The 26,064-nt window shown below is 69.4% G+C and carries 27 protein-coding genes and 1 tRNA gene; 11 read left to right on the forward strand and 17 right to left on the reverse strand.

Annotation, left to right across the window (positions count from 1 at the left end; all coding sequences use genetic code 11):
- The first annotated feature begins 13 nt into the window (after positions 1–13).
- Entirely contained in the window at positions 14–892 is an 879-nt protein-coding gene (locus ABT130_RS16630; protein WP_502992156.1) for an SCO6745 family protein, read from the forward strand.
- Positions 893–904: 12 nt separating this feature from the next.
- Here the strand turns inward: ABT130_RS16630 and ABT130_RS16635 are convergent, their stop codons facing one another.
- Positions 905–1,369, reverse strand: coding sequence for a MarR family winged helix-turn-helix transcriptional regulator (locus tag ABT130_RS16635; RefSeq protein ID WP_350956290.1), 465 nt, complete (start codon positions 1,367–1,369; stop codon positions 905–907).
- Positions 1,370–1,376: 7 nt separating this feature from the next.
- Here ABT130_RS16635 and pip point away from each other — a divergent pair, with 7 nt between their 5' ends.
- Positions 1,377–2,363, forward strand: a complete 987-nt coding sequence (gene pip / locus ABT130_RS16640) for a prolyl aminopeptidase (protein ID WP_451935698.1) — start codon at positions 1,377–1,379, stop codon at positions 2,361–2,363.
- A 58-nt stretch (positions 2,364–2,421) separates the two neighbouring features.
- On the opposite strand, the gene ABT130_RS16645 is transcribed toward pip, so the two are convergent.
- The gene (locus ABT130_RS16645) at positions 2,422–3,294 is read right to left on the reverse strand and encodes a L,D-transpeptidase family protein (RefSeq protein WP_350956294.1); all 873 of its coding nucleotides are present in this window, start codon (positions 3,292–3,294) and stop codon (positions 2,422–2,424) included.
- Between the two features lie 403 nt (positions 3,295–3,697).
- Between ABT130_RS16645 and ABT130_RS16650 the strand changes: the two genes are divergently transcribed.
- Together ABT130_RS16650 and ABT130_RS16655 are read left to right on the forward strand one after the other, a co-directional pair.
- Complete coding sequence (locus ABT130_RS16650; RefSeq protein WP_350956296.1) at positions 3,698–4,399, forward strand: PadR family transcriptional regulator; 702 nt, start codon at positions 3,698–3,700, stop codon at positions 4,397–4,399.
- Entirely contained in the window at positions 4,396–4,836 is a 441-nt protein-coding gene (locus ABT130_RS16655; RefSeq protein WP_350913931.1) for a hypothetical protein, read from the forward strand. The genes ABT130_RS16650 and ABT130_RS16655 overlap by 4 nt, the downstream gene beginning before the upstream one ends.
- 133 nt (positions 4,837–4,969) lie before the next feature.
- Here the strand turns inward: ABT130_RS16655 and ABT130_RS16660 are convergent, their stop codons facing one another.
- From ABT130_RS16660 to ABT130_RS16670, 3 genes are all read right to left on the reverse strand, one after another.
- A complete protein-coding gene (locus ABT130_RS16660) occupies positions 4,970–5,356 on the reverse strand; it encodes a Rieske (2Fe-2S) protein (RefSeq protein ID WP_350956298.1) in 387 nt (128 codons plus the stop codon).
- Between the two features lie 64 nt (positions 5,357–5,420).
- Complete coding sequence (locus ABT130_RS16665; RefSeq protein ID WP_350956300.1) at positions 5,421–6,788, reverse strand: sensor histidine kinase; 1,368 nt, start codon at positions 6,786–6,788, stop codon at positions 5,421–5,423.
- Between the two features lies 1 nt (position 6,789).
- The gene (locus tag ABT130_RS16670; protein WP_350913937.1) at positions 6,790–7,458 is read right to left on the reverse strand and encodes a response regulator transcription factor; all 669 of its coding nucleotides are present in this window, start codon (positions 7,456–7,458) and stop codon (positions 6,790–6,792) included.
- A gap of 124 nt (positions 7,459–7,582) precedes the next feature.
- Between ABT130_RS16670 and ABT130_RS16675 the strand changes: the two genes are divergently transcribed.
- A complete protein-coding gene (locus tag ABT130_RS16675; protein ID WP_350956302.1) occupies positions 7,583–8,155 on the forward strand; it encodes a hypothetical protein in 573 nt (190 codons plus the stop codon).
- A 137-nt stretch (positions 8,156–8,292) separates the two neighbouring features.
- Here ABT130_RS16675 and ABT130_RS16680 read toward each other — a convergent pair whose 3' ends face one another.
- Positions 8,293–9,384: an Rv3169 family protein gene (locus ABT130_RS16680; protein WP_350956304.1), complete on the reverse strand. Its 1,092-nt coding sequence runs from the start codon at positions 9,382–9,384 to the stop codon at positions 8,293–8,295.
- A gap of 163 nt (positions 9,385–9,547) precedes the next feature.
- Positions 9,548–10,096: a hypothetical protein gene (locus ABT130_RS16685; RefSeq protein ID WP_350913942.1), complete on the reverse strand. Its 549-nt coding sequence runs from the start codon at positions 10,094–10,096 to the stop codon at positions 9,548–9,550.
- A gap of 206 nt (positions 10,097–10,302) precedes the next feature.
- On the opposite strand from ABT130_RS16685, the gene ABT130_RS16690 reads away from it, so the two are divergent.
- Both ABT130_RS16690 and ABT130_RS16695 read left to right on the forward strand, forming a co-directional pair.
- Positions 10,303–10,839, forward strand: coding sequence for a peptidylprolyl isomerase (locus ABT130_RS16690; protein ID WP_343970656.1), 537 nt, complete (start codon positions 10,303–10,305; stop codon positions 10,837–10,839).
- 151 nt (positions 10,840–10,990) lie between these two features.
- On the forward strand, positions 10,991–11,866 hold the full coding sequence (locus ABT130_RS16695; protein ID WP_350956306.1) for a rhomboid family intramembrane serine protease: 876 nt from the start codon (positions 10,991–10,993) through the stop codon (positions 11,864–11,866).
- A 49-nt stretch (positions 11,867–11,915) separates the two neighbouring features.
- Here ABT130_RS16695 and ABT130_RS16700 read toward each other — a convergent pair whose 3' ends face one another.
- A complete protein-coding gene (locus ABT130_RS16700) occupies positions 11,916–12,161 on the reverse strand; it encodes a cell division protein CrgA (protein ID WP_350913948.1) in 246 nt (81 codons plus the stop codon).
- A gap of 212 nt (positions 12,162–12,373) precedes the next feature.
- On the opposite strand from ABT130_RS16700, the gene ABT130_RS16705 reads away from it, so the two are divergent.
- From ABT130_RS16705 to ABT130_RS16715, 3 genes are read left to right on the forward strand one after another with little or no spacing between them, the layout of a single operon-like run.
- Positions 12,374–13,006 carry a class E sortase gene (locus ABT130_RS16705; RefSeq protein WP_350956308.1) on the forward strand — a complete coding sequence of 211 codons (633 nt, stop codon included), beginning with the start codon at positions 12,374–12,376 and terminating at the stop codon, positions 13,004–13,006.
- A gap of 39 nt (positions 13,007–13,045) precedes the next feature.
- On the forward strand, positions 13,046–13,201 hold the full coding sequence (locus ABT130_RS16710) for a hypothetical protein (protein ID WP_350913951.1): 156 nt from the start codon (positions 13,046–13,048) through the stop codon (positions 13,199–13,201).
- Positions 13,201–13,773: an anthranilate synthase component II gene (locus tag ABT130_RS16715; RefSeq protein ID WP_350956310.1), complete on the forward strand. Its 573-nt coding sequence runs from the start codon at positions 13,201–13,203 to the stop codon at positions 13,771–13,773. The genes ABT130_RS16710 and ABT130_RS16715 overlap by 1 nt, the downstream gene beginning before the upstream one ends.
- Before the next feature lie 178 nt (positions 13,774–13,951).
- Here ABT130_RS16715 and pknB read toward each other — a convergent pair whose 3' ends face one another.
- The 7 genes from pknB to ABT130_RS16750 all read right to left on the reverse strand — a co-directional run bounded on the left by pknB (position 13,952) and on the right by ABT130_RS16750 (position 22,769).
- Entirely contained in the window at positions 13,952–15,805 is a 1,854-nt protein-coding gene (pknB, locus tag ABT130_RS16720; protein WP_350956312.1) for a Stk1 family PASTA domain-containing Ser/Thr kinase, read from the reverse strand.
- A gap of 82 nt (positions 15,806–15,887) precedes the next feature.
- On the reverse strand, positions 15,888–17,375 hold the full coding sequence (locus ABT130_RS16725) for a serine/threonine-protein kinase (protein ID WP_350956314.1): 1,488 nt from the start codon (positions 17,373–17,375) through the stop codon (positions 15,888–15,890).
- The gene (locus tag ABT130_RS16730) at positions 17,372–18,829 is read right to left on the reverse strand and encodes a peptidoglycan D,D-transpeptidase FtsI family protein (protein WP_350913959.1); all 1,458 of its coding nucleotides are present in this window, start codon (positions 18,827–18,829) and stop codon (positions 17,372–17,374) included. Before ABT130_RS16730 ends, ABT130_RS16725 begins: the two co-directional genes overlap by 4 nt.
- Positions 18,826–20,205 (reverse strand): FtsW/RodA/SpoVE family cell cycle protein, encoded by a 1,380-nt coding sequence (locus ABT130_RS16735; protein ID WP_350956316.1) that lies wholly within the window; start codon positions 20,203–20,205, stop codon positions 18,826–18,828. The genes ABT130_RS16730 and ABT130_RS16735 overlap by 4 nt, the downstream gene beginning before the upstream one ends.
- Positions 20,206–20,209: 4 nt before the next feature.
- Positions 20,210–21,547 (reverse strand): PP2C family protein-serine/threonine phosphatase, encoded by a 1,338-nt coding sequence (locus ABT130_RS16740; protein WP_350956318.1) that lies wholly within the window; start codon positions 21,545–21,547, stop codon positions 20,210–20,212.
- Positions 21,544–22,011, reverse strand: a complete 468-nt coding sequence (locus ABT130_RS16745) for an FHA domain-containing protein FhaB/FipA (protein WP_350913965.1) — start codon at positions 22,009–22,011, stop codon at positions 21,544–21,546. Before ABT130_RS16745 ends, ABT130_RS16740 begins: the two co-directional genes overlap by 4 nt.
- A 17-nt stretch (positions 22,012–22,028) precedes the next feature.
- Entirely contained in the window at positions 22,029–22,769 is a 741-nt protein-coding gene (locus tag ABT130_RS16750; RefSeq protein WP_350913967.1) for an FHA domain-containing protein, read from the reverse strand.
- A 166-nt stretch (positions 22,770–22,935) separates the two neighbouring features.
- Here ABT130_RS16750 and ABT130_RS16755 point away from each other — a divergent pair.
- Positions 22,936–23,018: transfer RNA gene (locus ABT130_RS16755), tRNA-Leu, on the forward strand.
- A gap of 498 nt (positions 23,019–23,516) precedes the next feature.
- Here ABT130_RS16755 and ABT130_RS16760 read toward each other — a convergent pair.
- A complete protein-coding gene (locus tag ABT130_RS16760; RefSeq protein ID WP_350913969.1) occupies positions 23,517–24,551 on the reverse strand; it encodes a hemolysin family protein in 1,035 nt (344 codons plus the stop codon).
- Positions 24,548–26,023 (reverse strand): hemolysin family protein, encoded by a 1,476-nt coding sequence (locus tag ABT130_RS16765; RefSeq protein ID WP_350913971.1) that lies wholly within the window; start codon positions 26,021–26,023, stop codon positions 24,548–24,550. The genes ABT130_RS16760 and ABT130_RS16765 overlap by 4 nt, the downstream gene beginning before the upstream one ends.
- Between the last annotated feature and the right edge of the window lie 41 nt (positions 26,024–26,064).

Below are 26,064 nucleotides of genomic sequence, written 5' to 3' on the forward strand. Positions count from 1 at the left end.
AACGGGGCTTATGATGTCGGAGTTCTCCAAGCTGGCACGGCAGATGTGGCACCAGATCGAGCCGGTGCACGCGTCGCTCTACTTCTCCCCCGAGGCTTTCGACGAGGCGGCGCGGCTCGGCTACGACATCGAGTCGCGCTGGCCGAGCTACTTCGCCTGGCGTACGGCGCCGCTCGGTGCCGCCGGGCCGAAGCTGGTCACCGGCACCTACTACAGCTTCAGCCCGGCGGCCGTCGCCGAGTACGTGCCGGGCATCTGGGCCACGGCACGGCCCGAGGCGGTGCTCCAGGCCCGGTTGCGGGCGGTGGACCGCACCTTGCGCACCCTCCTCGGTGACAAGGTCGCCACGCCCGAGCTGGCCGAGGCGGCCGAGCTGGCCGTCAGGGCCGCCGAGAGCGCCGAGGTCGTCCACCGGCCCCTGGCCGCCGCCAACCTCGATCTGCCCTGGCCCGAGGAGCCGCACCTGGCGCTCTGGCAGGCCTACACCGTGCTGCGCGAGCACAGGGGCGACGGGCACCTGGCAGCCCTGGCGACCGCGGAACTGGACGGGTGCGAGGCGCTGGTCTCGTTCGCCGCGATCGGGGCCGCACCGGTGAGCAACTTCGCGGGCCGCGGCTGGAGCGACGAGGAATGGGCGGCCGCCCGCGACCGGCTGGCCACCCGTGGCCTGGTCGACGCGGAGGGGGTCGCCACCCCGGCGGGCCAGGCGCTCCGTGACCAGGTCGAGCGGATCACCGACGAACTGGCCGCCGGGCCGTGGCGCGCGCTCGGGACCGAGTCGGCCCAACGGCTGGCCCTGCTCAACCAGCCTCTGCTGGGCGCGGTGTTCGAGTCGGGGATGCTGCCGATGGTCAGCACCCTGGGCATCGGCAGCGTGCGGGCGCCGGAATAGGGACGGCCCGGTCTACAGATCGACCGCCCCGGCGATCCTGTCCCGCATCGGCCGCCTGCTCAGCGACTCCAGCGCCTCGTCGACGAGCCTGCTCAGCGGGTAGGACAGCTCAGCCTCCAGTTCGGCCGCCGCCGCGCTGGTCGCCGCCCACTCCTTGTCGAGGAGGGGCATCAGTGACTCGGCTCTGGCGGTCAGCCTGACGATCCGCTGGCGCGCGTCGGCGCCGGGGGTGAGAGTGACCAGATCCTCCTTGGCCAGCTGCGCGACCGTCTGGCTGGCCGCCGAATGCGTGACACCGATCGCTCTGCCCAGGTCACGGATGGAGCTGGGCCCGGTGGTCGCCAGTGTTCGCAGGATCGGTGTGTAGCGCGGGCGGAAGCCGTCCAGGCCGAGGTCGGTGTAGACGGCGGCGACCCCCGCGTCCAGCTGGTCGAGGAGATGGCGCAGCCGCGTACCGAGTAGCTCGGGAGTTGACATGCCACTAATGTACCAGTGCTGTTATATCTCCGGAGAGGAACTCGCCTTGTACCCCCCTATCGAGCCCCACGAGCACGGCCTGCTCGACACCGGTGACGGCAACCTCGTCTACTGGGAGGTCTGCGGCAACCCCGCCGGCAAGCCCGCGGTCGTCGTCCACGGCGGCCCCGGGTCGGGGTGCGGGCCCGGCCACCGTCGCCTCTTCGACCCCTCGCGGTACCGGGTCGTCCTGTTCGACCAGCGCAACTGCGGCCGCAGCCTGCCGCACGCCGGCGACCCCGCGACCGACCTGAGCACCAACACCACCCATCATCTGGTCACCGACATGGAGCGCCTGCGCGAGCACCTCGGCATCGACCGGTGGCTGCTGTACGGCGGATCGTGGGGCTCCACGCTGATGCTCGCCTACGCCGAGACCCACCCCGAGCGGGTGTCGGAGATGGTCGTCGCCAGCGTCACGATGACGCGCCGCTCCGAGATCGACTGGCTCTACCGGGGGGTCGGGCGGTTCTTTCCCGAGGAGTGGGAGCGGTTCAGGCGGGGAGTCCCCGAGGCCGACCGCGACGGTGACCTGCTCGCGGCCTACGCACGGCTCATGGCCGACCCCGATCCCGAGGTGCGGGCCAGGGCGGCGCACGACTGGACCGCCTGGGAGGACGCGGTGATCTCCCTGGAGCCCAACGGCACGCCGAACGCCTACAGCGACCGGCCCTCCGCCGCCCTGCTGGCCTTCGTACGGATCTGCGCGCACTACTTCTCCAACGCCGCCTGGCTGGAGGAGGGGGTCCTGCTGCGCGAGGCCGGACGGCTGGCCGGGATCCCCGGCGTACTCGTCCACGGCCGCCTGGACCTGGGTGGACCGCTCGACACGCCATGGCAACTCGCTCAGGCCTGGCCCGACGCCCGGCTGGTCGTGGTCGACGACTCCGGGCACACCGGCAGCGACACGTTCAGGACGGAGATCCTCTCAGCCCTCGACGCCTTCGCCGCCTGAGCACGCGAAAGGCCGGCGGCCGGTACGGGAGCGGCCCAGGATTCGCCGAGCTGAGGTCTCACCTTCCCCGCGAGCCGTGCGCGGGGCGTGCGGACGTGGCGTGTCCGCGCGGAATACGGGGGGCCTCGGGGTACCGAGCCCTGGGGATTCGCCGGGGGCGTTCCGGGTGAGCCTCCGGGCGGCGTTCGACGCGGACCTCGGGACGGCGGACGTACACCGGATCACCCGGCTGGAGGAGCCGGTAGAGGGGGACGGCGTTGTGCAGCGGGACCCGGACGCATCCGTGGGAGGCGGGGAAGCGGGGAACGAGGGTGGAGCCGTGGATGGCGATGCCGCCGTTGAAGTAGACGGAGTAGAACATCGATCCCAGGATCCCGGTGGACCAGCCGGGGACCCGCGCTCCGACCCGGTAGTCGCCGACCGGGGTGTCGGCGAACCCGCAGTGGCCCTTCTCGCAGTACGACATGCGGGCACCGGTCGAGATATGGGTCACCAGCACGGGTTTCCCTTCCTTCCACACCGTGAGGAGCTGGCGTCGCAGATCGATCTCGGCCCGCTCGGGCCCTCCGTACCCCACCAGGGGCCTGATGCGCCTGGGGCGCAGGAGGGCCTGCCAGGTCGGCAGGTCGATCCTGTCGACGGGCCTCAACCCGTTGGCCTTCTGGAAGGCCCATACGGTCATGCGCAGCGCGGAATCATACGTGGAGCTGAGATTTCCCGGGGTGAAGCCCAGATCTCTAAGCCTTTTCTTCGCATTATGTACCTCGATTCCCCTGCTGCCCATTTTGAGGATCGTGAATTGGTCGGGAAGGGGGGCCTGCTGGAAATCCGGGGAGGGGTCGATCGCGGCGTGCGCGACGCCGACGGGGAGGGTTGTGGCCAGGGCGAAGATGGCGCCTGCGATCAGGGAGCGGTGGACGGTGCTTCGCATATGTGACGCCTATCCGCTGGCAGGAGGGATTAACCCTGTAATGCCGCTTGCCAGAAAGTAAGAGTTATACCGCTACGTGCGACCCGACGGTTAATGTGGAGGGATTTTCCCGAGAAAACAGATATGTGTTTTCAGGTGATGTTATGTGATGATTTTAGGGACATATATAAGATATTTTCGGAGCCGTTGAGCGCGAACGGTGCACTGCCGCGCACCGCTCGCGCTCGCGTGCGGGTGCGCCCTGGGGCGTACGAGAAGCACGGAACCTGAACGCCGGTCCTCGCTCCCGCCGATCCGCTCGCGAGCCGTACGAGAACGCAGGGTCTGGTACGGCGTGCGGTGTACCTATATAGTGCAGATTGCAATAAAGAATTTTGCACTACACGGAGCGTGGGGAGTGGCCATGGCACGGGGCGTCGATCTGGTCCGGCTGACCGTGCTCGCGCTGCTCTCGGTCCGGCCGAGCCACCCCTATGAGATGCACCGCTTCGTCGTCGACACCCACAAGGACTACGTGACCGGGCTGCCGCGCAGCCTCTACCACGCGGTCGACCGTCTGGTCAGGGACGAGCTGATCGCGGCTGTCCAGACCAGCAGGGAGGGGCGGAGACCGGAGCGCACCGTCTACGAGCTGACGGATGAGGGCAGGGCGGAGCTCGCCACCCGGCTGCGGCGGCTGCTTGAGCAGGTGGGGCCCGACAGCCTCACCTTCACCGCGGCGATCTCGCTGATGGGGTGCCTGCCGAAGGCCGAGGTGGAGCGGGCGCTGCGGGTCAGGGCGGCCACCCTCGAAGGGAGGGTCGTCGCGGCCGACGCCAGTCTGAAAGGGCTCACCGAGAGTGGGCTGCCCCCGGTGCTCCTGCTGGAGCTCGAATGCGAACGCGCCCTGCGCGCCGCCGAGCTCGACTGGGTACGCGGTCTCCTCGTCCGGCTGGAGTCGGGCGAGATCACCTGGACCGGCAGCATCAACCGTGAGCTGCCGGTCCGGATCGACGAGGACGATGAATCGCCCCATCCGCGCGAAGAGCAGGAGAAGGACCAAGAACCGCCCGGTCTCTCCGGAGACGACGCCGCACGACTGAACACCCCTGGGAGCTCACTGTGAAGTCCACTCCGCTGTTCGAGGCGGCCGGGGTGATCGAGGCCCCGGTAGGCCGGGTGGAGCGGCTGCTGCTGGCCGTGCGTCCCGGACCCGTCGGCGCGGACAACGTCTGGCTGCTGGCGGAGCACGGCGGCGTCGTGGCGGGCGGCCCGGAGCGGTTCACCCTCAGCACGCCGATACACACCATGACCGTCGAGGTAGGCGAACACACCATCGCCTTCCAGGGCGGCTGGTGGTACCGCGGGGAGTACGCCGTCGAGCCGCACTCGGAGGGCGCCCTGCTCACCCACCGGGTCCGCAACGTCGCGACCTGGGGACGGTGGGGCGTGCCGCTCGCCAACCGCTTCTTCATGGGCTTCGACAGGAGCACGCGCGACGGTTTCACCGCGGGACTCCGGCGGATCGGCGATGAACTGGGCTGCCGTACACGCCTGCTCTGAGCGCACGGTGTTTCCGGTACCGGCTCCCGCGGTGAGAGCCGGAGAACGCCGGGTGTGCCCCTCTGGGGCGCACGGGATGCTCGCGGACGTCACGAAGACATCCCCGTACGGGATCCAGGGGGGCACCGGCCGATCAGCCGAGCCGGATGACGCCCTTGGAGACCTTGATCTTCCTGCGGGCCAGCGGCCGGGTGGCCGGCCCCCTGGCCACCGAGCCGTCGGCGATCCGGAACCTGCTGCCGTGGCAGGGGCAGTTGATGATCCCGCCGCGGATGGTGGCGACCGCGCAGCCCTGGTGGGTGCATTTGGCGCTGAAGGCACGGAAGGTGCCCTTGACGGGCTGGGTGACCACCCATCTGCCGTTGATGATCCGGCCACCGCCGACGGGGATGCTGCTGGTCTTGGCGAGCACGGGGCCGGCGGTCTCTCCGGCCTCCTCGGCGGCCTCGGCCGGGCGTACCAACGCGACGGCCGACGCGATCGCGGCGGCGGCGCCGCCCGCGAGGCCTCGGAAGATCATTAATCGACGGGTGGGGGTGGGCATGGCGGGCCTCCCGGGGGGACGAATGGATCGCGTGTGTGGTTCATATCACAGGAAAGCGGGCCTGCAGGCAGGCTCCGCGATCCTCCCCGGCGATGCGCAGGCTGCCACCGTGCCGTACCGCGATGTCCCTGGCGATGGCCAGCCCGAGGCCCGATCCGCCCGCGTCCCTGTCCCTGGCCTCGTCCAGCCGGGTGAACCTGTCGAAGACCGCCTCGTGGTGCTCGGCGGGGATGCCGGGGCCGTCGTCGCACACGTCGAGCACCGCCTCACCGCCGTCGGATGCCAGCCGGACGGTGACCGCGGAGTTCGCGTGACGTACGGCGTTGTCCACCAGGTTGGCCACCAGGCGGCGCAACTGCCCGGCCGAGCCGAGGACCACCGTGTCGGCCGCCACCTCCAGCGTCACCCTGATCTCCGGCCTGGGCCGCGATCGGGCCGCCTCCTCGGCGGTCACCTGGCCGAGGTCCACCTCCTCGTGGCAGACGGGCTCCGCCGCGTCCAGGCGGGCGAGCAGGAGGAGGTCGGAGGTGAGCACCTGGATCCGTTCCACGTCGGTCAGCGCCTCGGCCGCCAGCGGCCCCGGCGGTGCCAGCTCAAGGCGCGTCCTCAGGATGGCCAGCGGGCTGCGGAGCTCGTGGGCGGCGTCGGCGACGAAGCGCTTGTGCCGGCTGACCGCCAGTTCGAGGCGGTCGAGCGTGCGGTTCATGGTCTCGGCGAGGCGGGCGATCTCGTCGCGCGACCGCGGTACGGGGACCCGCCGGTGCAGGTCGCTGGCGGTGATGTCGGCCATCTCGGTACGGATGGCCGAGACCGGTGCCAGTGCCCGGCCGACGGCGAGCCAGGTCAGGACGGCGACCAGCAGGAGCAGCGCGGGGATGCCGGGCAGCAGCAGGCCCCACAGTGCCCGCAGCGCGTCTCCCGTCGGCTCCAGCGACGCCCTGGCCTGCACGACCAGCACGCCGTCGGCGGCGTCCACGGGCATCGTGGCCAGGGCGAAGTCGTCTCCGGGCGCCCATTGCGCCACCTCGGCGGGCTGGGCCGCGGTGCCGCCCTGGAAGTCCCGCACGACTACTGGGGGTTTTTCCCCGGGTGATGCGGTGGCGGCCGGGCTTCGGACCGAAAGCTCGGAAACCAGCGGTGCGGGGTACGTGAGGATCTTGACGTCGGGGTCGAGGAGAGTCGTCTTCGCCAGACTGACAACATCGGCGGGTTTTCCGGCGACCGCCACGCCGCCGGCGAGCACCTTGGCGGTGGCGTCGGCACGGCGGACGGCCTCGTTGGAGGCGCTCCGCGCCAGGCTCCCGGTCAGCACGCCGACGAGCACCGCGGCCGCCACGCCCAGCGCGACCGCGACGATGGCGGTGGCCGCGAGGGTCGTCCGGAGCCGCACCGACAGACGCGACGCCACCTCAGGCCTCCAACCGGTAGCCGGCGCCGCGCACCGTCACCAGCGACGAGCGGCCGAACGGGGAGTCGATCTTGCGGCGGAGCGCGCTGATGTAGACCTCCACGATGTTCGGGTCGCCGTCGTAGGAGAAGTCCCACGCCTGGGCCAGCAGCTCGCTCTTGGAGACCACCTCGCCCTGCCTGCGCGCCAGGCCGTGCAGCACCGCGAACTCCTTGGGGGTGAGGGGGATGTTCACCTCCCCGCGGCGGCAGCGGAGCCCCGCGGGATCGACGGTCAGGTCGCCGACCACGATGGACACCGGTCTGGCGTGGCCGCCCCGGCGTACCAGCGCGCGCAGCCGGGCCAGCAGCACCACGTAGGAGAACGGCTTGGACAGGAAGTCGTCCGCGCCGGTGTCCAGGGCCTCGGCCTCGTCGTGCACCCCGTCCTTGGCGGTGAGCATCAGGATCGGCGTCCAGTTCTCCGCGTCGCGGAGCCTGGCGCAGACGGTGTAACCGTTCATCCGGGGCAGCATGACGTCCAGCACGATCACGTCGTACGGGTTCTCGGTCGCCATCCACAACCCGTCGCGCCCGTCGTACGTCACGTCGACGGCGAACCCCTCGCCCGCCAGCCCATCCTTCAGCAGATGGGCCAGACGTTTCTCGTCCTCAACCAGCAGCACACGCATACCGCTCAGAGTGCCGCACTCCGCCTAAAGCCAACCTGAAGATGATTTCTGCTGCCTTCAGGCTGGGTTCAGGCAGCGGGCGGGAGTCTGTGATCTCCAGATCCGCCTGACAAGGAGAACACCCATGCGTATCCGCATGCTCGCCGCCGCCGTGGTGACCGCGGGGGCACTGATGGCCACCCTGACCGGGGCCGCCAACGCCGACGACACGCCCACGCCGGGTCCCAAGGAGGGCACCGTGCAGATCCAGTGCGAGGGTGGCGGCCAGGCGACCCTGATAACGCGCCGGCTGACCGAGGCCGAGATCAAGGAGTTGGCGAAGGCCGGATCGTCGCCCGCCGCGCCCTTGGTACGGGCCGACGAGGCCGGGGTGCCGAGCGGCCAGGTCAAGGTCTTCAGGGGCACCCGGGCGGAAGGGGAGGACGCGAAGGTGCTCCCTCCGCTTCCCGAGGGCGTGACTCCCGGCAAGGACGTCAAGGTCATGGCCGCTCCCTCGGTGCCTGCGGTGCCCGGGGACCCGGAGGCCGTGGCGATGACCGTGATCCTCGATGACGTCTCCGAGGGGGCCGAGAGGGTCGAGGGGGCCAGGAAGGCCGAGAAGGTCGAGGGGGCCGAGGGGCCCGGAGGTGCCGCGTTCAAGGTCACGAGCACGCCCGCCGAGGGCGCCCCCGTCGTCACCTGCGCCAAGAAGGAGTAGCTCCGCGGGGGTGATCCCAAAGACCTGCGAGCCGGCCGGGGAAACCCGTGCGGGAGTGACTCCGGCCGGCTCGCAGCCGATCGGGACGATCGGGGAGCGTCCCGGGAGGCCGTACCGTGTTGGGGGGCCGGTGCGGTTCAGCCCTCGGGGAAGGTCGGGTGCGGGCCCAGGGCCCAGTACTCGTACAGGCCGTAACCGACGTGGCCGTCGTACTCGAAGCGGCCGACCGCGTCGACCAGGCCCCACATCATGGCGGCGTCCTCCGGAAGGGTGTGGGTGACGCCCTGGACCACCGGTTCCGGCCCCTGGTACATGCCGTGCCTCCAGTCCGATTCCAGGCCATATCCGGTGCCCACCATCAGGTGCACCGGGAGAATCGGGGTGCAGTGCACGTCGAAGGGCTTGCCACCCGGCGGAGAGAAGGAGATCGTCGCCTCTCGTACGTCCCGGGTGCCCTCCGCGTACGTCGGACGGTACTCGGGACGGCCGAGATACTCCTCCTCGCCCTGCCTCGGGGTGCCGAACCCCCACACCCGCACCGCCTCCTCCAGCACCCGGCGGCCTTTCTCGTCCTCCTGGACGATGCACAGGATGGCGTGGTCGTCGAACTGGATCGGGGTGTAGAGCCAGTAGAAGGTACCGGCGTCGCGGGCCTGGATGCCGGGGGGCTCGGGCTCGCCGACCGGGCGGATGCCCCACGAGCGGTCGCGGGTGCCCTGCCAGCGGTCCGGGGTTACCTCGACGCGCTCGTCGCCGATCAGTATGTGCCCACTCCACCTGCCGGTCTGGGCCAGCCGGGAGGAGTCGAACAGCACGCGCTCCTGCCGGCGTAAGAAGTGTCGGGGCTCCAGCGTGGCCGGGATGGTGCCCTCCCAGCTGAGGTCGAAGGAGAGGCCGTGCTCGGTGGGGTCGAGCACCACCCGCAACCGCCTGAGTCCCTCGATCACCTCGACCCGGAACGGGCCGACCCGGGTGTCCATCCGGTCGTCGCCGAGTTCCCGGGAGGCCCGGACCACGCGGTGCAGGTTCCGGTGGCGTACGCAGGCGAACGCGTCGGTGACCCCGAGGTTGGGATACTGCCCGAGGCCGACGATGAGCATCAGCTCGTCGGATCCGGCGTGACAGTTGAAGTAGTACCGGTCGTAGAAGTTACGGTCCGAGGTCGTGACGTGCCGCATCACCTCGGGTGACTGGTGTACGGGATGGTCGTCGAGGGGCGACAGCGTCATCGGGTGCTCCTTCTGTCTCAGGAACACGTTCTAACAAGCGCTTGGTGAATCGGTCAATGGCGCGCGGTCCGCACAGCGGTATGGCCCGCGCCTTCGAAGGCGCGGGCCATACCGCTGACAGGTGACGTACGCCGTGGTCGGCCGACCCGGGTACGTCGTACCGCTAGGGCAGTTTCTTGGACGTGTGCTCCGCCTTGGCGTCGGCCCTGCCGCCGATCTCTTCGGCCTTCGACGTGGCGTCGTCCGTCACGTCGGAGGCCTTGCCCGCCGTCGCCCCCATCTTGTGTCCCACCCATTGGGACGCGTCGGAGGTGCTGTCCTTCAGGGTGTCCGCCCACTGGTCGGCGTTCTTGCGATACAGCGCGTAGCCCGCCGCTCCGATCGCGACGCCGGTGACCAGCAGGACCATCGGCCATCCGCGGGACTTGGTGGGCTTGGGATCAATCCTCGCGGCAGCCTGGGACAGCGCGGCGCTGAGTTTCGGCGCGAGCTGTTCCTCGATCGAGTGCGCGGCGGCGTCAAGCCTCGGTGCCGCCCACCCGCGTGCGACGATGATCTTCTCACCGGCCACGTTGCGAGCATGATCGGCCATCTCAAAGGCCTGGCCGGCCACGTCGCGGGCCTGGCTGGCCAGCGGGCTGACCCGATCCACGACGAGGACAGCCTGAGCCTTCGCGTGGCGCAGCCGCCTTTCCGGAGCCACGATCTTCATGTGGCGCTTTCCAAACAGTGCTAGAGGCACAACAACCTCCCCATTCGTTGGGGCCCCGTCGCCACCCCTTCCCGCTCGAAGACGGCTCAATCATGACGGCCCGTGGGAGGATGCATGAGGGATCGGCTCCGGCCGAAATCGTCAAAGCGCTACAAAAGCAATACGTTGCATAGGCATTGCCACAACCTGAAGGGGGCAGTCCGATCATGGCTGAGAAGTTGATCGCGAACCTCAACACCAACCGCGGGAGCGTGAAGGTCCAGCTCTTCCCGGACCACGCGCCCAAGACCGTGCGCAACTTCGTCGAGCTCGCCGAGGGCACCCGCGAGTGGGTGCACCCGGAGACCGGCCAGAAGTCCACCGCCAAGCTGTACGACGGCACCATCTTCCACCGGGTCATCTCGGGCTTCATGATCCAGGGTGGTGACCCGCTGGGTCAGGGTGTCGGCGGTCCCGGCTACAAGTTCGACGACGAGATCCACCCGGACCTCTACTTCAACCGCCCGTACCTGCTCGCCATGGCGAACGCGGGCATCCAGATGGGCCGCGGCACCAACGGCTCCCAGTTCTTCATCACCGTGGTGCCCACGCCGCACCTGAACGGCAAGCACACCATCTTCGGTGAGGTGATCGAGGGTCAGGACGTCGTGGACGCCATCGCCAAGACCGACACCGACGCCCGCGACCGTCCCACCGAGCCCGTGGTCCTGGAATCGGTGACCATCGAGCGCGTGCAGAGCTGATCTCTCGCCCGGCGGCCTCCTGTGGAGGCCGCCGTTCGCGTTTCCGGCCGGCGTCGCTCAGCCGCCGTTTATGTGTGTACGGGCACTCGGGATCGTGAATAGGCTGGCAGTCTGGGGATAACAGAACGCGCGAAGGGGCCAGCCACAGACCATGACCACCCAGCCGTCCAGCGACCCCGACACCGTTGTCCCCAACTGCTACCGGCATCCAGGGCGTGAGACCTACGTCCGCTGCCAGCGCTGTGAGCGCCCCATCTGCCCCGACTGCATGCGCGAGGCCGCGGTGGGCTTCCAGTGCCCCGAGTGCGTGGCGGAGGGCAACAGGGGCATGCGGCAGGCGCAGTCGGTGTTCGGCGGCCGGGCGGTCGTCACGCCCCGGGTCACCTGGGCGCTGCTGGTTCTCAACGTCCTGGCCTACTTCGCCGAGACCGTGCGCACCGACTGGGTGCTGGCCAACTTCGCGATGAACTCCTACGCCGTCGCCTACGACGGTGAGTGGTGGCGCCTGATCACCGGGGCCTTCCTGCACATGCCGCTCGGTGGTGGCGGCTGGGCCCTGACCCACATCGTGTTCAACATGTGGGCTCTCTACGTCATCGGCCCCGAGTTGGAGCGGCGCCTCGGCTCGGCCAGGTTCCTGACGCTCTATCTCCTCGCGGCGATCGGCGGGTCCGTCGCGGTCTACCTGTTCGGCATCGCCGCGGTCGGTGCCTCGGGCGCGATCTACGGCATGTTCGGCGCGCTGTTCGTGCTCGGCAGGAAGCTCGGCTACAACGTCCAGGGTGTGCTCTGGCTGATCGGCATCAACGCTGTGATCACCTTCGTGATCCCCGGCATCAGCTGGCAGGGACACCTCGGTGGCCTGATCGCCGGCTCCCTGGTCGCGGCGGTGTTCGCCTTCGCCCCGGCCAGGAGCCGCAGCGCCGTCCAGTGGGGAGGTTGCGCGGCGATGCTGGTCGTTCTGGTCGCGCTGGTGCTGGCGTTGCCGCCGTTCGCCGTCCAGGCCGAACTCGGCATCTACGGTTGATCCACACCCTGATGCTTCCCCAGGGTGTGGATAATGCCTGTGGAAAAGGCTAACGCCAGCGGGTGGACAGGATCACACCGAGGATGATGAAGGCGAACCCGACCAGCAGGTTCCAGTTCTGGAGGGCGCCGAGAACGGGCGCGGTGGGCGCCACGTAGTAGACGGCGATCCACAGGATGCCGACGATCCAGCAGGTCACCATGACCGGCGCCAGCCAGCGCGGGCTGATCTTGATCTGCTGTGCGGTCTGCGGCGGGGTGTAGACCGGCTTCTTGCGAGTCTTGGGCTTGGGCACTGGGGTTCTTCTCCTGCGTCAACCCTGCGCGATCCGGACCGTGCGCAGGCCATGTCGATTAGCGTAGTCGCTGGTGGGTGAAGTCCCGTGTAAGGATAGTCCGCGCAGGTGGGCCATGGCGATTCCGTGAGGCACCATACTGCGGCAAATGTTCTGCCGGACCCGTGATTCGTTCCCGTCGGGCGGGTGTCCCGTCGCTAGCCTTGCCCTTCGTGAGAGCCGTGTTGAGGGTCATGGGCGATCTGAGCATCACCGCCGGCCTGGTCATCCTGCTCTTCTGCGCCTACCTGTTGTGGGGCACCGGCTCCTACACCGCGGAGCAGCAGGTGCTGTTGCAAAGGCAGCTCATCGAGGGTGGGAAGGCCGGCCGGGGACACGGGCCCGGCCCGGTCCGGCTGGGCGGGGCGGTCGCGCTGCTGTCGATTCCCAGGCTCGGCGACGACTACCGGTACGCCGTCGTGGAGGGCGTCGACCAGGACCGGCTGCGGATGGGACCGGGGCACTACCCCGGAACCGCCATGCCAGGAAAAATCGGTAATTTCGTTCTTTCGGGCCATCGGACCACCTATGCCGCTCCCTTCGGCCGCATCGACGAGCTCCAGCGGGGCGACCACATCGTGGTCGACGCCCGCGAGGCCCGCTACACCTACCGGGTCACCGGCAGGCGCGTCGTCGACCCCACCGAGCTCGGCGTCATCGCCCCGGTCCCCGACCAGCCGGGAAAGACGCCCACCAGGGCGACGATCACCCTGTCCACCTGCCACCCGAAGTACTCGGCCGCCCAGCGGCTCGTCGTCTTCGGCGCGCTGGACCAGAGCCAGGACCGCCTCGGACGCCCCGAATAGCCCCGGCGACCAACCCCGACAACCCGGAGAAGGAGTCTCGTGTACGGCTGGATCTGGCGGCTGCTTCCCGGAAACCTCGCGGTCAGGGTGTTCACCGCCGCCGTACTGGTCGCCCTGGTCGCGGCCGTACTCTGGTATTTCGTGTTCCCCTGGATCGAACCCCGCATCTCCCTCGACCCGACCGGCGTGGGCTGATGAGCCGCGTCCTGGTCGTGGACAACCACGACAGCTTCGTTCACACCATCGTCCAGTACCTCCGTGAGCTCGGCGCCACCTGCGACGTGCGGCCGCGTGACCAGGTCAGGGTCGAGGACGCCGCCGGCTTCGACGGGGTTCTGATCAGCCCCGGTCCCGGCACCCCGGAGAACGCGGGCGTGAGCGTCCCGCTCGTCGGCTACTGCGAGGCCCACGGCATCCCGCTACTCGGCGTCTGCCTGGGGCACCAGGCCATCGCCATCGCCCACGGCGCGACCGTCTCGCGAGCCCCCGAACTGGTGCACGGCCGCACCAGTGAGATCACGCACGACGGGCGCGGCGTCTTCGCCGGCCTGCCGTCGCCGACGACCATGACGCGCTACCACTCACTGGCCGTCCTGCCCGAGACGGTTCCTGAGATCCTTGAGGTGACCGCGACCACCGGTGACGGCGTGATCATGGGCCTGCGCCACCGTACGGCCCCCGTCGAGGGTGTGCAGTTCCACCCCGAGTCGGTGATCTCCCAACACGGTCATCGGCTGCTCGGAAACTGGCTGGAAAGATTGTTGTAACGCGGCGCCCTTCCTGGGCGATTGACCAGTGAGAGTCCTTCCGCCATCGCCCCCGAGTGGCGGAAGGACTCTTCCCCGTTTCCGGGCTCTCGCACAGGCGATGCCGGAAGGTCACGGGGAACGAGGAAGGCCCCCGCGATCGCGGGGGCCTTCTCATCTGCTCGCCATGTGTTCCGGGTCAGGTCCCGTCGGGCGGCGACTCGTCGAAGATGGTGCCGTCGTCGGGCTGCGTGGGCGTGTCGTCCGTCGGCTCGTCGGGAATGGTCGGTTCGTCGGACGGGTAGGTCGGCTGCTCGGTCGGCTGGGGCGCCTGCCCGCTCGACACGATCAGCGTGATCGTCGTCCCCGGCTGGTACTTGCCGCCCGCCTCGGGAGACTGGCTCAGCACGGTGTCCTTGGGCAGGTCACTCGGCTGCTCGACGACCTTCCACTTGAAGCCCGCCTCCTTGAGCATGTTCTTGGCGTCCCCGACGGTGAGGTTGACCACACTCGGGACCTCCACCGCCTCCTTGGGCACGTAGATTCGCACGGTGCTGCCCTTGTTGGCCTTCTTGCCCGCCTCGGGCAGGGTCTCGAAGACGATGCCCTGCTTCCGGCTGGAGGGCTTGCTCTGCAGGCTGACCTGGAAGCCGGCGTCCTCAAGGGTCTGCTTGGCGTCCTCCACGGTCATGTTGAGCACGGAGGGCACCTCGACCTTCTCGATGCCCTTGGAGACCTTGAGCGTCACCTCGGTGTTCTTGTCCACCTCGGTGTCGGCCGCCGGTTCGGTGTCGATCACCGAACCCTTCGGTATCTCCTCGTCGAACGCCTGGACCGTCTTCACCTTCAGGTCGAGGTCCGTCAGCGCCTTGGTCGCCGCCTCCATGGTCTGCGAGGCCAGCGGAGGGATCTTCACCTTGCCCGAGGCGGTGGGGGTGCCGGGGGAGCTGAGGAACATGTAGCCCACGCCGACGAAGGCGCCGATGACCAGCAGGGGGATGAGGATCCACGCCGCGGTCTTGACCGCGGTGTTGCTGCTCTGCTGCCGGCGCCGGCCGCGCTCGCCGGTGCGCCCGCCCCCCTCCTCGCCGTACTCGTACGCCGGGACGGCGGTGGTGCGCTGGGTGGCCGGGCCGCCGGGCCCGGGAGCCTGCATCGTCCGGGTGGCCGAGCCGTAGTTGTTGGACAGCGCCATGGTCTGGGCGTCCGTCGGGATGCCGGACATCGCCCGCTGGATGTCGGCCCGCATCTCCCCGGCGCTCTGGTAGCGGTGCGCCGGGTCCTTGGCCATCGCCTTGAGCACGATGGCGTCGGCCCACTGGGGGATGTCGGGGTCGATCTGCGACGGCGGGATCGGCTCCTCGCGCACATGCTGGTAGGCGATCGCGACGGGCGAGTCGCCGGTGAACGGGGGCTGTCCGGTCAGCAGCTCGTACAGCACGCAACCGGTGGAGTAGAGGTCGCTGCGGGCGTCGACCCGCTCGCCCCTGGCCTGCTCCGGCGAGAGGTACTGGGCGGTGCCGATCACCTGGGCGGTCTGTGTCATGGTCGCGGCCGAGTCGGCCATCGCGCGGGCGATGCCGAAGTCCATGACCTTGACGTCGCCGTTGCGAGTGATCATGATGTTCGCCGGCTTGATGTCCCGGTGGACGATGCCGCCACGGTGGCTGTAGTCCAGCGCCCGAAGGATCCCGTCGACCAGTTCGGCGGCACGCTCGGGCAGCAACCGCCGGTCGGCCCGGAGCAGGTCGCGCAGCGTGCGGCCGTCGACGTACTCCATCACGATGTAGGGAACGGGAGCACCCTCTGAGACGTCCTCGCCGGTGTCGTAGACCGCGACGATGGACGGGTGGTTCAGCGACGCGGCGGACTGAGCCTCCCGGCGGAACCGCGCCTGGAAGATGTGATCCCTGGCCAGGTCCGCGCGGAGGGTCTTGATGGCGACGATCCGATCCAGCCGGATGTCTCGGGCGCGATAGACCTCGGCCATGCCGCCACGCCCGACGACGCCGTCAAGCTCGTAGCGATCGCCGAGGCGTCGGGGCTGAGTCATTTCCTGCACTGTCCCTTACCGTTCATCTTGGGTGCCGGTGGGCTCTTGGGCCACCGGTGTCCATCATCGACCCGTTGCCGCATCACGTCTCCCCATTCGGCTGGTCTGTCTCGCCGGGTTCGGGAGTCGTACTCGGTGTGGGGCTCGGTGTCACCGTCGGGGTGGTGGGCGTCGGGGTGGGAATCGTCGGGCTGGGGCTGGGGCTGGGCGGTGGTGGCGTACTCGGCCTTGCGGTGGGCGTGGCCGATGTGCTTACCGTAGCCGACGGCGTGACCGAGGGGCGGACCGTCTTCGTCGGCGAGACAGGTGGTCTGCTCGCCGGAGACGCGCTCCGGCTCGGCGTGGCCGTCGGCGATTCGATAGCCGGGCTCGACGGTACGACCGGTTTCTCCGGCTCGCTGCCGCCCGGCCGGCCGGTCAGCTCGTAGGCCGCCAGAGAGCCCAACCCGACCGCGGCGGCGCACGCCGCGACCACGGCGACGATCACTGTTCTCCTGCGCGGGCGACGGCGCCCATGAGGCGCAGGCCCGGTACCCGGGGGCGTCCCGCCCGCCCCGGCACCCCCGCCGGCGCCCTCCACGGAACCTCCGCCCGCACCGGCGTGTGCCCCGGAGCCCGCCCCGGAACCCGCGCCCGCACCTGCGGCGGGGCCGACGGGTGCGGCCATGGCCGAGGTGATCTCCTGCGGCCACTCGGTCGCGGGCTCGGCGCGCCAGCCCGAGGGGTCGGTGAGCATGCCAAGACCGGTGGCGTCGGTGGCGGCCAGCGCGTCGAGCAGCACGTCCGCCCGTTCCGACAGCTCCCTGGCGCCGGCCGGGCGCCGCAGCGGGTCCTTGGACAGGCACGCCATGACCAGGTCACGGACCGCGGGTGGGATGCTCTCCGGGAGCGGCGGCGGGGGCTCGCCGATGTGCATGAGAGCGATCGCCACCTGCGTCTCGGCGCGGAACGGCGCCCGGCCGGCCAGGCACTCGTAGGCGACCACCCCGAGGGAGTAGATGTCGGTGGCGGGCGTCAGCGGTTCGCCGGACGCCTGTTCGGGGCTGACGTACTGGGCGGTGCCGAGCAGGACTCCCGTCTGGGTGACCGGCGCGGCCTCCAGCACCCTGGCGATGCCGAAGTCTGTGATCTTTATCACGCCCGCCTCGGTCACCAGCAGGTTGCCGGGCTTGATGTCCCGGTGGATGACCCCCGCGCGGTGCGCGGCCTGCAGGGCCCTGGCGGTCTGATGGACCACGTCGAGGGTGACCTTGGGGCTCAGCGCGCCGTCCCTGGCCAGGATGCCGGCCAGGGACTCGCCGGGCACCAGCTCCATCACCAGGTAGGCGACGCCGTCGCTCTCGGCGTAGTCGAAGACCTGCGCGATACCCGGGTCGGACAGCCCGGCCGCGATGCGGGCCTCGGAGCGGAAGCGCTGCCGGAAGGCGGGATCCTCCGCCACGTGCGCACGGAGCAGCTTCACCGCGACCTCGCGGCCGAGCAACTCGTCCCTGGCCCGCCACACCTCGCCCATGCCGCCCGACGCGATACGCCCCAGCGGGCGGTATCGGCCCCCGAGCAACGCGGTCATCTACCCAGCACCGCTTCCATCACGCTCTTGGCGATCGGGGCGGCGGTGTGGCCACCTGAGGCGTCGTCACCCGCGCTTCCGGACTCGACGATCAGTGCGACGGCGACCTTGGGGTCCTCGGCGGGAGCGAAGGAGATGAACCACGCGTGGGGAGCCTGGCCCCTGGCGGTCTCGGCGGTGCCGGTCTTGCCGGCGACCGTCACGCCCGGAATCTGCGCCGCGCTCGCCGTGCCCTTGTTGACGACGTTGACCATCATCTCCTGGAGCTTGCGCGCGTTGTCCTCGCTCATCGCGGTGTCCAGCTCGTCGGGGTCGGCGGTCTCGATCTCGCCGCCCTCGGCGTCCGCGATCTTGTTCACCAGGTACGGCTTCATGACCACGCCGTTGTTGGCGATGCCGGCGGCGACCATGGCCATCTGCAGCGGGGTCATCTGGTTGCTGCGCTGGCCGATCGACGCCTGGGCGAGGGCCGCCAGGTCCTCCTCGGGGCCGATCCCGCTCCCCGCGACCGGCAGCGGGATCGACAACGGCTCGCCGCCGATGCCGAACTTGGCGGCCTGGTCGCGCAGCGCGTCGTAGCCGAGCTCCATGGCGATCTTGCCGAACGGGGTGTTGCAGGACTTCTCCAGCGCGAACGAGAGCGTCACGCGCCCGGCACCGCAGGCCGCGCCACCGTAGTTGGGCAGGTCGGCGGTGGTGTTGGGCAGGTCGAGCACCTGCGGCGCGTCGACCTGGGTCTCCGGGCCAAGGGTGTCGTCGCTCTCCAGATAGGCCGCCATGGTGACCACCTTGAAGGTCGAGCCCGGCGGATAGGTGCGCTCGATGGCCCGGTTGACCAGCGGCTTGTCCTTGTCCTTGTCCAGCTTGTTGTAGGCCTCGTTGACGGTGGCCTTGTCGGGCTTGGAGAGCGGGTTGGGGTCGTAGGTGGGGATCGAGACCATGGCGAGGATCGCCCCGGTCTTCGGCTCGATCGCGACCAGCGCGCCCTTCTTGCCGCTGGCGCCCAGCGCCTTGTAGGCGGCCTCCTGCGCTCTGGGGTTGATCGTCAGGTCGACGTTGGCGCCCTTGCTCCGCTTGGCGGTGAACAGGTCGATGCTCCGCCGGATCAGCAGGTCGGCGCTGGTGCCGTTGAGCAGGCGGTTCTCCGTCCGCTCGATGTCGCGCTGGCTCTCGGGTGCGAAGAACCCGGTGATGGGCGCGTAGAGCTTGCCCTCGGGGTAGCGCCGCTGGAAGCGGAACTTGGTGTCGCCGGTGTCGACGGACTCGGCGAGGACCTTGTCGCCCGCGGTGATCCGGCCGCGCTCGACCTCGTACTGGGCGTAGAAGTTGCGGGTGTTGCGCGAGTCGGCGCGCAGGTCCTCCGCGCGCACGGCCTGCAGGTAGTTCACGTTGATCATGAGCAGGCCGAACATGAGCAGGCAGGCCAGGGCCGCGCGCTTGAGGGGACCGTTCATCGCTGGAACACCTGCGTCATTCCTTCGTCCTGGATGGCCTGGGGCGGAGGCTTCCTCGCCGTATCCGACATGCGTACCAGCAGCGCGATAAGGATCCAGTTAGCCAGCAACGCCGATCCGCCCTGGGACATGAACGGGGTGACCAGGCCGGTCAGCGGGATCAGGTTGGTCACGCCACCGACGATGATGAAGACCTGCCATGCCAGGATGAACGACAGGCCGCCCGCCAGCAGCTTGGAGAACGGTTCGCGGGCCGCGATCGAGGTGCGCAGGCCGCGCTCCACCAGCAGGGCGTAGACCATCAGCAGGGCCATCAGCCCGGTCAGGCCGAGTTCCTCGCCCGCGGCGGTGAAGATGAAGTCGGAGAAGGAGAGCGGGATCAGGTTGGGGTGGCCCTGGCCGAGACCGGTGCCCAGAACGCCGCCCTGGCCCATGCCGAACAGGCCCTGCATGAGCTGGTAGCTGCCGCCGAACGTGCGGTCGTACAGCTCCGGGTCCTCCGGGTTGAGGAAGACCTCGAAGCGGGCCGCGACGTGATCGAAGATGAGCCCCGCCAGCACTGCCCCGCCGACGAAGAGCAGGATGCCGATGAGCACCCACGAGGTGCGCTGGGTGGCGATGTAGAGCATCGCGATGAAGGTGCCGAAGATCAGCAGCGAGGAGCCGAGGTCCTTCTGCAGGATCAGCACGCCCAGGCTGAGGCCCCAGGTGATGAGCACCGGGCCGAGGTCGCGGGCCCGGGGCAGGTCGATGAAGAGCAGCCGCCGCCCGGCCAGGGCCAGCACGTCGCGCTTGGCGACCAGGTAACCGGCGAAGAAGACGACCAGGGCGAGCTTGGTGAACTCCGCCGGCTGGAGGCTGAAGCCGGCGATGCCGATCCAGATGCGGGCGCCGTTGATCTCCTGACCGAGGAACGGCAGCAGCGGCGAGACCAGCAGGGCCAGGCCGAGAGCACCCGCGGTGTAGGTCAGGCGCTGTAGCGCACGGTGGTCGCGCAGCACGATCAGCGTCACGGAGAACATGACGACCCCGACGGCGGTCCACAGAAGCTGGTTGGTGGCCGAGGCTCCGTCCATGCCGGCCGCCTCAAGCCGATAGATGATCACCAACCCGAGGCCGTTGATCAGTGTCACCAGCGGCAGGATCAGCGGGTCGGCCCAGGGCGCGAACTTGGCCAGCACCAGGTAGGCGGCCAGCATGAGACCGCCCAGGCCGAGGCCGTAGGTGAGCATGCCCGCGGGGACCTGGTTGTCGAGCGCCAGCCCCACATTGGCGTACGCCAGCATCACGATGGCGACCGCGAATGCGAGCATCGCCAGCTGGGCCAACCGCCGTTTGGCGGGAAGCGGGACAGGCTCGGCGCTAGGGGTGCTCATGTGTTCACTGTGACCTTGTGGGTTCGGGGGCCCTGGGGACGGGGGGCGTGGAGGACGCGGTGGCACTCGGCGACGTGGTCGGCTCGGCCTTGTCGTCGGGCTTGTCGGCGGCCTTGTCGTCGGGCTTGGCCGCGGACGACTTCAGCTCTTCGATCTTTTTCAGGCCCGCCTCGACGGTGGGGACGGGGATGCCGTCGCGGACCTGGCCCTGCTGGAACGCGCCAAGGGTCGTGATCGATTCTGCGGTGCTCTTGGCGACCTCGAAAAGCTCAAAGGGGCCGAGGTTGGTCTTCACGCCTTGGAAAACCACGATTTCGTTACCTCTGGCCCCTACGAAGTATTGATCGTCCAGCCATTGCCCGCCGAAGTACCAGCCTAGGCCGCTTCCGATGACGATGACACCGCCCGCCGCGGCCACAAGGGGCCACAGCCGGCGACGTTTGGCCGGCCTGGCGGTGGCCCTGATGATCGGCTCGTCGGGATCGTCGTCGGCGATGACCGGTTGCGGCATGGTGACCGCGCTGGCACGTCCCGCCGGGGTGTCCGGTGGCTGTGACCGTGGCATGCCGGAGCCGGCGGCACCGACCACGGCCGCCTCGGTGCGCGGGGCGAAGCTCTCGTCCACCTCCAGCACGTCCGCCAGGACGCAGGTGATGTTGTCCGGACCACCGCCCCGGTTGGCCAGGTCGATGAGGGTGCGGACCACCCCGTCGGGGTCCTCGATCGTGGAGAGCGTGTGGTGCAGGGTCTCCGCGCTCACCACCCCGGACAGGCCGTCGGAGCAGAGCAGGTAGCGGTCGCCGACCTGGGCCTCGCGCAGGGACAGGTCGGGGTCGACCTCACCGCTGCCGTCGAGCGCCCGGAGCAGGATCGACCGCTGTGGGTGGGTGGCGGCCTCCTCGGCGGTGATCCGGCCGTCGTCCACCAGCGACTGCACCAGCGTGTGGTCGTGCGTGATCTGGTAGAGCTCTCCCGCGCGCAGCAGGTAGGCCCGGGAGTCGCCGACGTGGACCAGGGCGACCCTCGTCCCGGACCAGAGCATGGCGGTGAGGGTGGTGCCCATGCCCTTGAGGCTGGGATCACGGCCCACCATCTCGTGCAGCTTGCGGTTGGCGTCGCGTACCGCTGCCTCGATGGTGCTGAGCAGGTCACCTCCCTGGGCGTCCACGTCGAGTGAGGACATCGCGGCGATGGCGACCGAACTGGCCACCTCGCCGTGTGCGTGGCCGCCCATGCCGTCCGCGACGGCGAGCAGGCGGCCGCTGGCGTAGGCGGAGTCCTCGTTGCCTTCGCGGAGGAGGCCGACGTCAGAGCGGGCGGCGTAACGGAGTGCGATGGTCATTTGCGCAATTCGATGACGGTCTTACCGATGCGGATCGGAACACCGAGCGGCACCGGAGTCGGACGGGTGACTTTTGAGCGGTCGAGATAAGTGCCGTTGGTCGAGCCGAGATCTTCCACGATCCACTGACCGTCCTGGGGGAAGAGCCGGGCGTGCCGACTGGAGGCGTAGTCGTCGCTGACTACCAGCGTCGCGTCGTTCGCCCGGCCGATGGTGATGGGCGTCTCCGAGAGGGTAATGGTGGTGCCTTGCAGGGGGCCACCGGTGACGACCATCTGCCGTGGCTCCCCCTTCTTGGATTTGGCCGCGGGCTTCACCGGCTTGGGAACCTTGCGCGCGGGGACGACGGCGGCCGTGCGTGATCCGAACAAGTCCGTCCGGATCACGCCGACCGCGGCAATCACGAAGAACCACAGCACCGCGAGGAAAGCGAGCCGGATCAGCAGCAGCGTGAGCTCGGACATGGACCGTCTATTTACCTTTAATCGCGCCGGAAAACCAGAGTCGTTCGCCCCAGCGTCACGCGAGTGCCGTTCTGGAGCTCGACCCGGCGAACCGGCTGGCCGTTGACGAAGGTGCCGTTCGTGGAGCCGAGGTCGACGAGCGCGACCTGGGGACCCTCCACCCGTAGCTCGGCGTGGTGCCGGGACACACCCGGGTCGACCAGCCGTAGATCACAGTCGGTGCCCCTGCCGAGCAGGGTCACCGGGGTTGTCAGGTCGAAGGACCGCTGGCCCTGCGGGTCGTCCTGGGTGGACACCAGCAGGCGGGGGCGGCCTCCGAACGCGTGCGGTTTGGCGGTGGGCACGTCGCTCACCGGCTGGCGGATCTCGTCCTGCTCGACCGTCGCGCCACGGATCACGCCCGAGCGGATGCGGAACAGACCGACCGCGAGGTCGTCTGCCGTCTCGAAGCGGACCCTGACCGGTCCCACGAAGGAGTATCCCTGTTCCTTGGCGTACTCCCTGGCGAGGTTGGCCAGCTCGTGGCTGATGCTGTCCGCGTAGACCTCCAGTCGCTCGCTGTCGGTCGTGGACAGCTCGACCACGAAGTCGTTGGGCACGAGAGTGCGCCCCTGGGCGACGATCGCCGCCCGCTCGTCCATCTCTCGTTGGACCGCACTGGCGACCTCTACCGGCTGAAGGTCAGATTTGAACGCCCGCGCAAAGGCCCCTTCAACCAAGCCTTCGAGCCTCCGCTCGAAACGCTGAAGGACTCCCACCGGGTACCTCCCCTCCTCCGTCTATGTGGTCGCGGCCGCTTGGGGGCTCGTTGGCTCGGTCCTCGCTCTCTCGCACCCAGCTGCTCCGCTTTCGCATCTAGGAGGATCGTATCCGGGTTCGTGGGTACCGGCTGATACGTGCTAATGTTTCGACCGCACCCAACAAGGGCGGGTGGCGGAACGGCAGACGCGCACGGTTCAGGTCCGTGTGTCCGAAAGGACGTGAGGGTTCAAATCCCTCCTCGCCCACAAGATCATGACCCCGGTTACGCGGATACCGCGACCGGGGTCTTGTCGTTTCCTGGGAAACCGCGCATTCATCTGAGCCATCCATGAGGTCTCGTGGCGGACCGAGTCGATCATCGATCAAGGTAGCCGCTTGCTCCGTTATAGAGAAGTCTCGGGGCTTGCGTATGGGTCTTGTGGTTTTTGGGGTGGTGCGGCACGCCTTCCCGTTCTACCCGGCCACGCTTGCTGATCGCTTTCGGATGACTTGCATGGGTTCGCCGGTTGACTTATTACGCTGACAGAGAAAACGGGCCGAGGGGGAGGATCTCCCCCGGCCCGCCGAGTCGATGGATCGGCGGGCCGATCCGGGACGAGGGGGTCCCGGAGGTGCGGCGCCCACCGGCGCCCACCGGCACCCCCGGCGCCCACCGGTGTTCACCGGGGGCGACGGCGGGGCGCCTCGGAGACGACCTCGGCACGGAGTGCCCAGGAGGCCGGTGAGGGGCCCCGGCCGCCGCACTAGCGGGTCGCGAGCACCCGGACGCCCAGGATCTCGCCGAGCAGGTCCGTGAGGCTCACCATGCCGATCACCTCGCCGCCGCCGTCCGTGACGAGGCCCAGGTGCGCGTGGGCGTCCTGGAGGGCGGAGACGGCGTCGGGGATCGTGGTGGCCTTGTCCAGGCGGGGCACCGGCCGGGCGAGCTCCGCGGGGCTGGCATCCGGCCGGACGAGGATGTCCCTGACGTGCACCACGCCCAGGACGTCGCGCGGCTGGCCGGAGGTGACCAGCAGGCGCAGGTGCCCGTCGCGCGCGGCCACCTCGCGGATGTGCGTGCCCGTCGCGTCGCCGGGCACCGAGGTGGCCTTGGCCAGCGGCAGCATCAACCGTTCGACCGGCTGCTGGTGGACTCGCAGGGCCCGGGTGAGCAGGTCGTGCTCGTCCCGGTCGAGCAGTCCCATCCGGCCCGACTCACCGACCAGCATCGCCAGCTGGACAGGGGTCCTGGTGGTGGCCAGCTCGTCCCTGGGATGCACGCCGAACAGCTTCAGGATCCCGTTGGTCAGGCCGTTGAGCGAGGCGAGCACCGGCCTGACGGTCCAGGTGAAGCCGCGGAACGGCAGGGCCAGACCCATCGCGGCGATCTCGGGATGGGTCAGCGCCCACGACTTGGGCGCCATCTCGCCGACCACCATGTGCAGGAAGGTGATGATCGCCAGTGCGATCATCAGCGAGATGGGGACCCGTAGCGACTCGGGCACGCCGACCGCGCCGAAGACGGGTTCCAGCAGGTGCTCGACGGCAGGCTCGGTCACCATGCCCAGCCCGAGCGAGCAGAGCGTGATGCCCAGCTGCGCACCGGCCAGCATCAGGGAGAGCTCCCTGCCGCCGCGCACGGCGGCGCGGGCGGCGATCCGGGTCAACCGGCCGCCCTTGCCCGCGAGCTCCTCCAGACGGTGCCTGCGGGCTGAGATCACCGCGAACTCGGCGGCGACGAAGAAGGCGTTGCCGATCAGCAGGGCAACACCGAGTAGCAGGGCGGCGGTGGTGCTCATCGTCGCTTCACCCCGCTCCGCTCGATCATGGAAGTCTCCGGGACAGGCTCGATCATCTGCGGCGCGGTCATCGCCGGATCATCCTCTCTCCCCGCCGTTCCCGGCGTCGCGTCCCCCTCGGGATCGTCCTTTTGCGGTACGGCGAGCGACAGCCGCACCCACTCGGGGACCCTGCGGTGCACCGACAGCACGGTGAGCACCGCGTCCTTCTCGTCGGCGCCGTCGTTCTCCAGGGGGTCGTTCCGCAGGGTCAGCGTGACGGTCACGCTGTCACCGGGCTCGGCCATCCGGCCGAGGACGGCGAGCACGAGGCCCGCGACGGTGTCGTAGTCGTCGCTCTCCGGAAGCTGCAGCCCGATGGCCCGCTCGATCTCGTCCAGCCTGAGCGTGCCCGGCAGGTCCCAGGTGCCCTCCTCACCCGCGACGACCCCCGCGGGCTCCGGATCGTTCTCGTCGACGAGCTCGCCGACGAGTTCCTCGGCGAGGTCCTCGACGGTGACCACGCCGGCCAGGCCCCCGTACTCGTCGATGACGCACGCCAGGTCGTCGCGGGCGGCGCGCATGCGCTCCAGCACGACGGGGAGCGGCAGGGAGGTGGGCACCAGGAGCGCGGGACGGGTGATCCTCTCCAGCGTCCCGGTGCTCAGCCCCGACTTGAGCAGCTCGCGCACGCCGGTGACGCCGACCACGTCGTCGCCGTTCTGGTCGCAGAGCACCGGGTAGCGGGAGTGACCGTGCCTGCGGACGGCGTCGATCAGGTCGGAGATCGGGCGCTCCTCCCTCAGCAGCACCACGCGGGGACGCGGCACCATGACGTCCTCGGCGGTACGGTCGCCGAATTCCAGCGCGCGCTCAAGCAGCTCCGACAGCCGTGGCGGCAGGTCGCCGGTGCTGGCGGACTCGGAGATGATCCGGGACAGCTCCTCGGGGCTGGCGCCGTGCTCGATCTCCTCCACCGGCTCGACGCCGACCCGGCGCAACAGGCCGGTGGCGGCGGAGTCGAACAGCCGGATGACCGGTCCGGCGATCCGCAGGTAGATCAACGTCGAGCGGGCGAGGAACTTCGCCACCGGCTCGGGACGGGCGATGCCCAGGTTCTTGGGGGCGAGCTCGCCGAGGACCATCTGGATGACGGTGGCGACCGCGACGGCCAGCGCCACGGCGATGCCGGGCACGGCGCCCGATGGGACTCCCGCGGCCTCCAGCCAGGGGCGGATGACCGTGGCGATGGCGGGTTCGGCGATGAAACCGACGAGCAGCGCGGTGACGGTGATGCCGAGTTGCGCGCCCGACAGCATGAACGACAGGCGTCCTGTCACCTTCAGCGCCCGTTCCGCGGCCACGTCGCCCGAGTCGGCCTGCTCACGCAGTACACCGCGGTCCGCCGCGACGAAGGCGAACTCCTGGGCGACGAAATAGCCGGTGGCGAGGGTGAGCAGAAGTACGGCCAGCAGGCCCAGAGCCGTGTTCACCGGGTAGCTCTCCCGGTCGGTTCAGCGGTTCCCGTGCGTTT

This window comes from Streptosporangium sp. NPDC001681 (genome assembly GCF_040298085.1).
Lineage (GTDB): Bacteria > Actinomycetota > Actinomycetes > Streptosporangiales > Streptosporangiaceae > Streptosporangium.

Bases quoted from the DNA above. Each gene is read 5' to 3' on its own strand.
- ABT130_RS16630 (WP_502992156.1), top strand. From the start codon at position 14: ATGTCGGAGTTCTCCAAGCTGGCACGGCAGATGTGGCACCAGATCGAG.
- ABT130_RS16635 (WP_350956290.1), bottom strand. From the start codon at position 1,369: ATGTCAACTCCCGAGCTACTCGGTACGCGGCTGCGCCATCTCCTCGAC.
- pip (WP_451935698.1), top strand. From the start codon at position 1,377: ATGTACCAGTGCTGTTATATCTCCGGAGAGGAACTCGCCTTGTACCCC.
- ABT130_RS16645 (WP_350956294.1), bottom strand. From the start codon at position 3,294: ATGCGAAGCACCGTCCACCGCTCCCTGATCGCAGGCGCCATCTTCGCC.
- ABT130_RS16650 (WP_350956296.1), top strand. From the start codon at position 3,698: ATGGCACGGGGCGTCGATCTGGTCCGGCTGACCGTGCTCGCGCTGCTC.
- ABT130_RS16660 (WP_350956298.1), bottom strand. From the start codon at position 5,356: ATGATCTTCCGAGGCCTCGCGGGCGGCGCCGCCGCCGCGATCGCGTCG.
- ABT130_RS16670 (WP_350913937.1), bottom strand. From the start codon at position 7,458: ATGCGTGTGCTGCTGGTTGAGGACGAGAAACGTCTGGCCCATCTGCTG.
- ABT130_RS16675 (WP_350956302.1), top strand. From the start codon at position 7,583: ATGCGTATCCGCATGCTCGCCGCCGCCGTGGTGACCGCGGGGGCACTG.
- ABT130_RS16680 (WP_350956304.1), bottom strand. From the start codon at position 9,384: ATGACGCTGTCGCCCCTCGACGACCATCCCGTACACCAGTCACCCGAG.
- ABT130_RS16685 (WP_350913942.1), bottom strand. From the start codon at position 10,096: ATGAAGATCGTGGCTCCGGAAAGGCGGCTGCGCCACGCGAAGGCTCAG.
- ABT130_RS16690 (WP_343970656.1), top strand. From the start codon at position 10,303: ATGGCTGAGAAGTTGATCGCGAACCTCAACACCAACCGCGGGAGCGTG.
- ABT130_RS16695 (WP_350956306.1), top strand. From the start codon at position 10,991: ATGACCACCCAGCCGTCCAGCGACCCCGACACCGTTGTCCCCAACTGC.
- ABT130_RS16715 (WP_350956310.1), top strand. From the start codon at position 13,201: ATGAGCCGCGTCCTGGTCGTGGACAACCACGACAGCTTCGTTCACACC.
- pknB (WP_350956312.1), bottom strand. From the start codon at position 15,805: ATGACTCAGCCCCGACGCCTCGGCGATCGCTACGAGCTTGACGGCGTC.
- ABT130_RS16725 (WP_350956314.1), bottom strand. From the start codon at position 17,375: ATGACCGCGTTGCTCGGGGGCCGATACCGCCCGCTGGGGCGTATCGCG.
- ABT130_RS16730 (WP_350913959.1), bottom strand. From the start codon at position 18,829: ATGAACGGTCCCCTCAAGCGCGCGGCCCTGGCCTGCCTGCTCATGTTC.
- ABT130_RS16735 (WP_350956316.1), bottom strand. From the start codon at position 20,205: ATGAGCACCCCTAGCGCCGAGCCTGTCCCGCTTCCCGCCAAACGGCGG.
- ABT130_RS16740 (WP_350956318.1), bottom strand. From the start codon at position 21,547: ATGACCATCGCACTCCGTTACGCCGCCCGCTCTGACGTCGGCCTCCTC.
- ABT130_RS16745 (WP_350913965.1), bottom strand. From the start codon at position 22,011: ATGTCCGAGCTCACGCTGCTGCTGATCCGGCTCGCTTTCCTCGCGGTG.
- ABT130_RS16760 (WP_350913969.1), bottom strand. From the start codon at position 24,551: ATGAGCACCACCGCCGCCCTGCTACTCGGTGTTGCCCTGCTGATCGGC.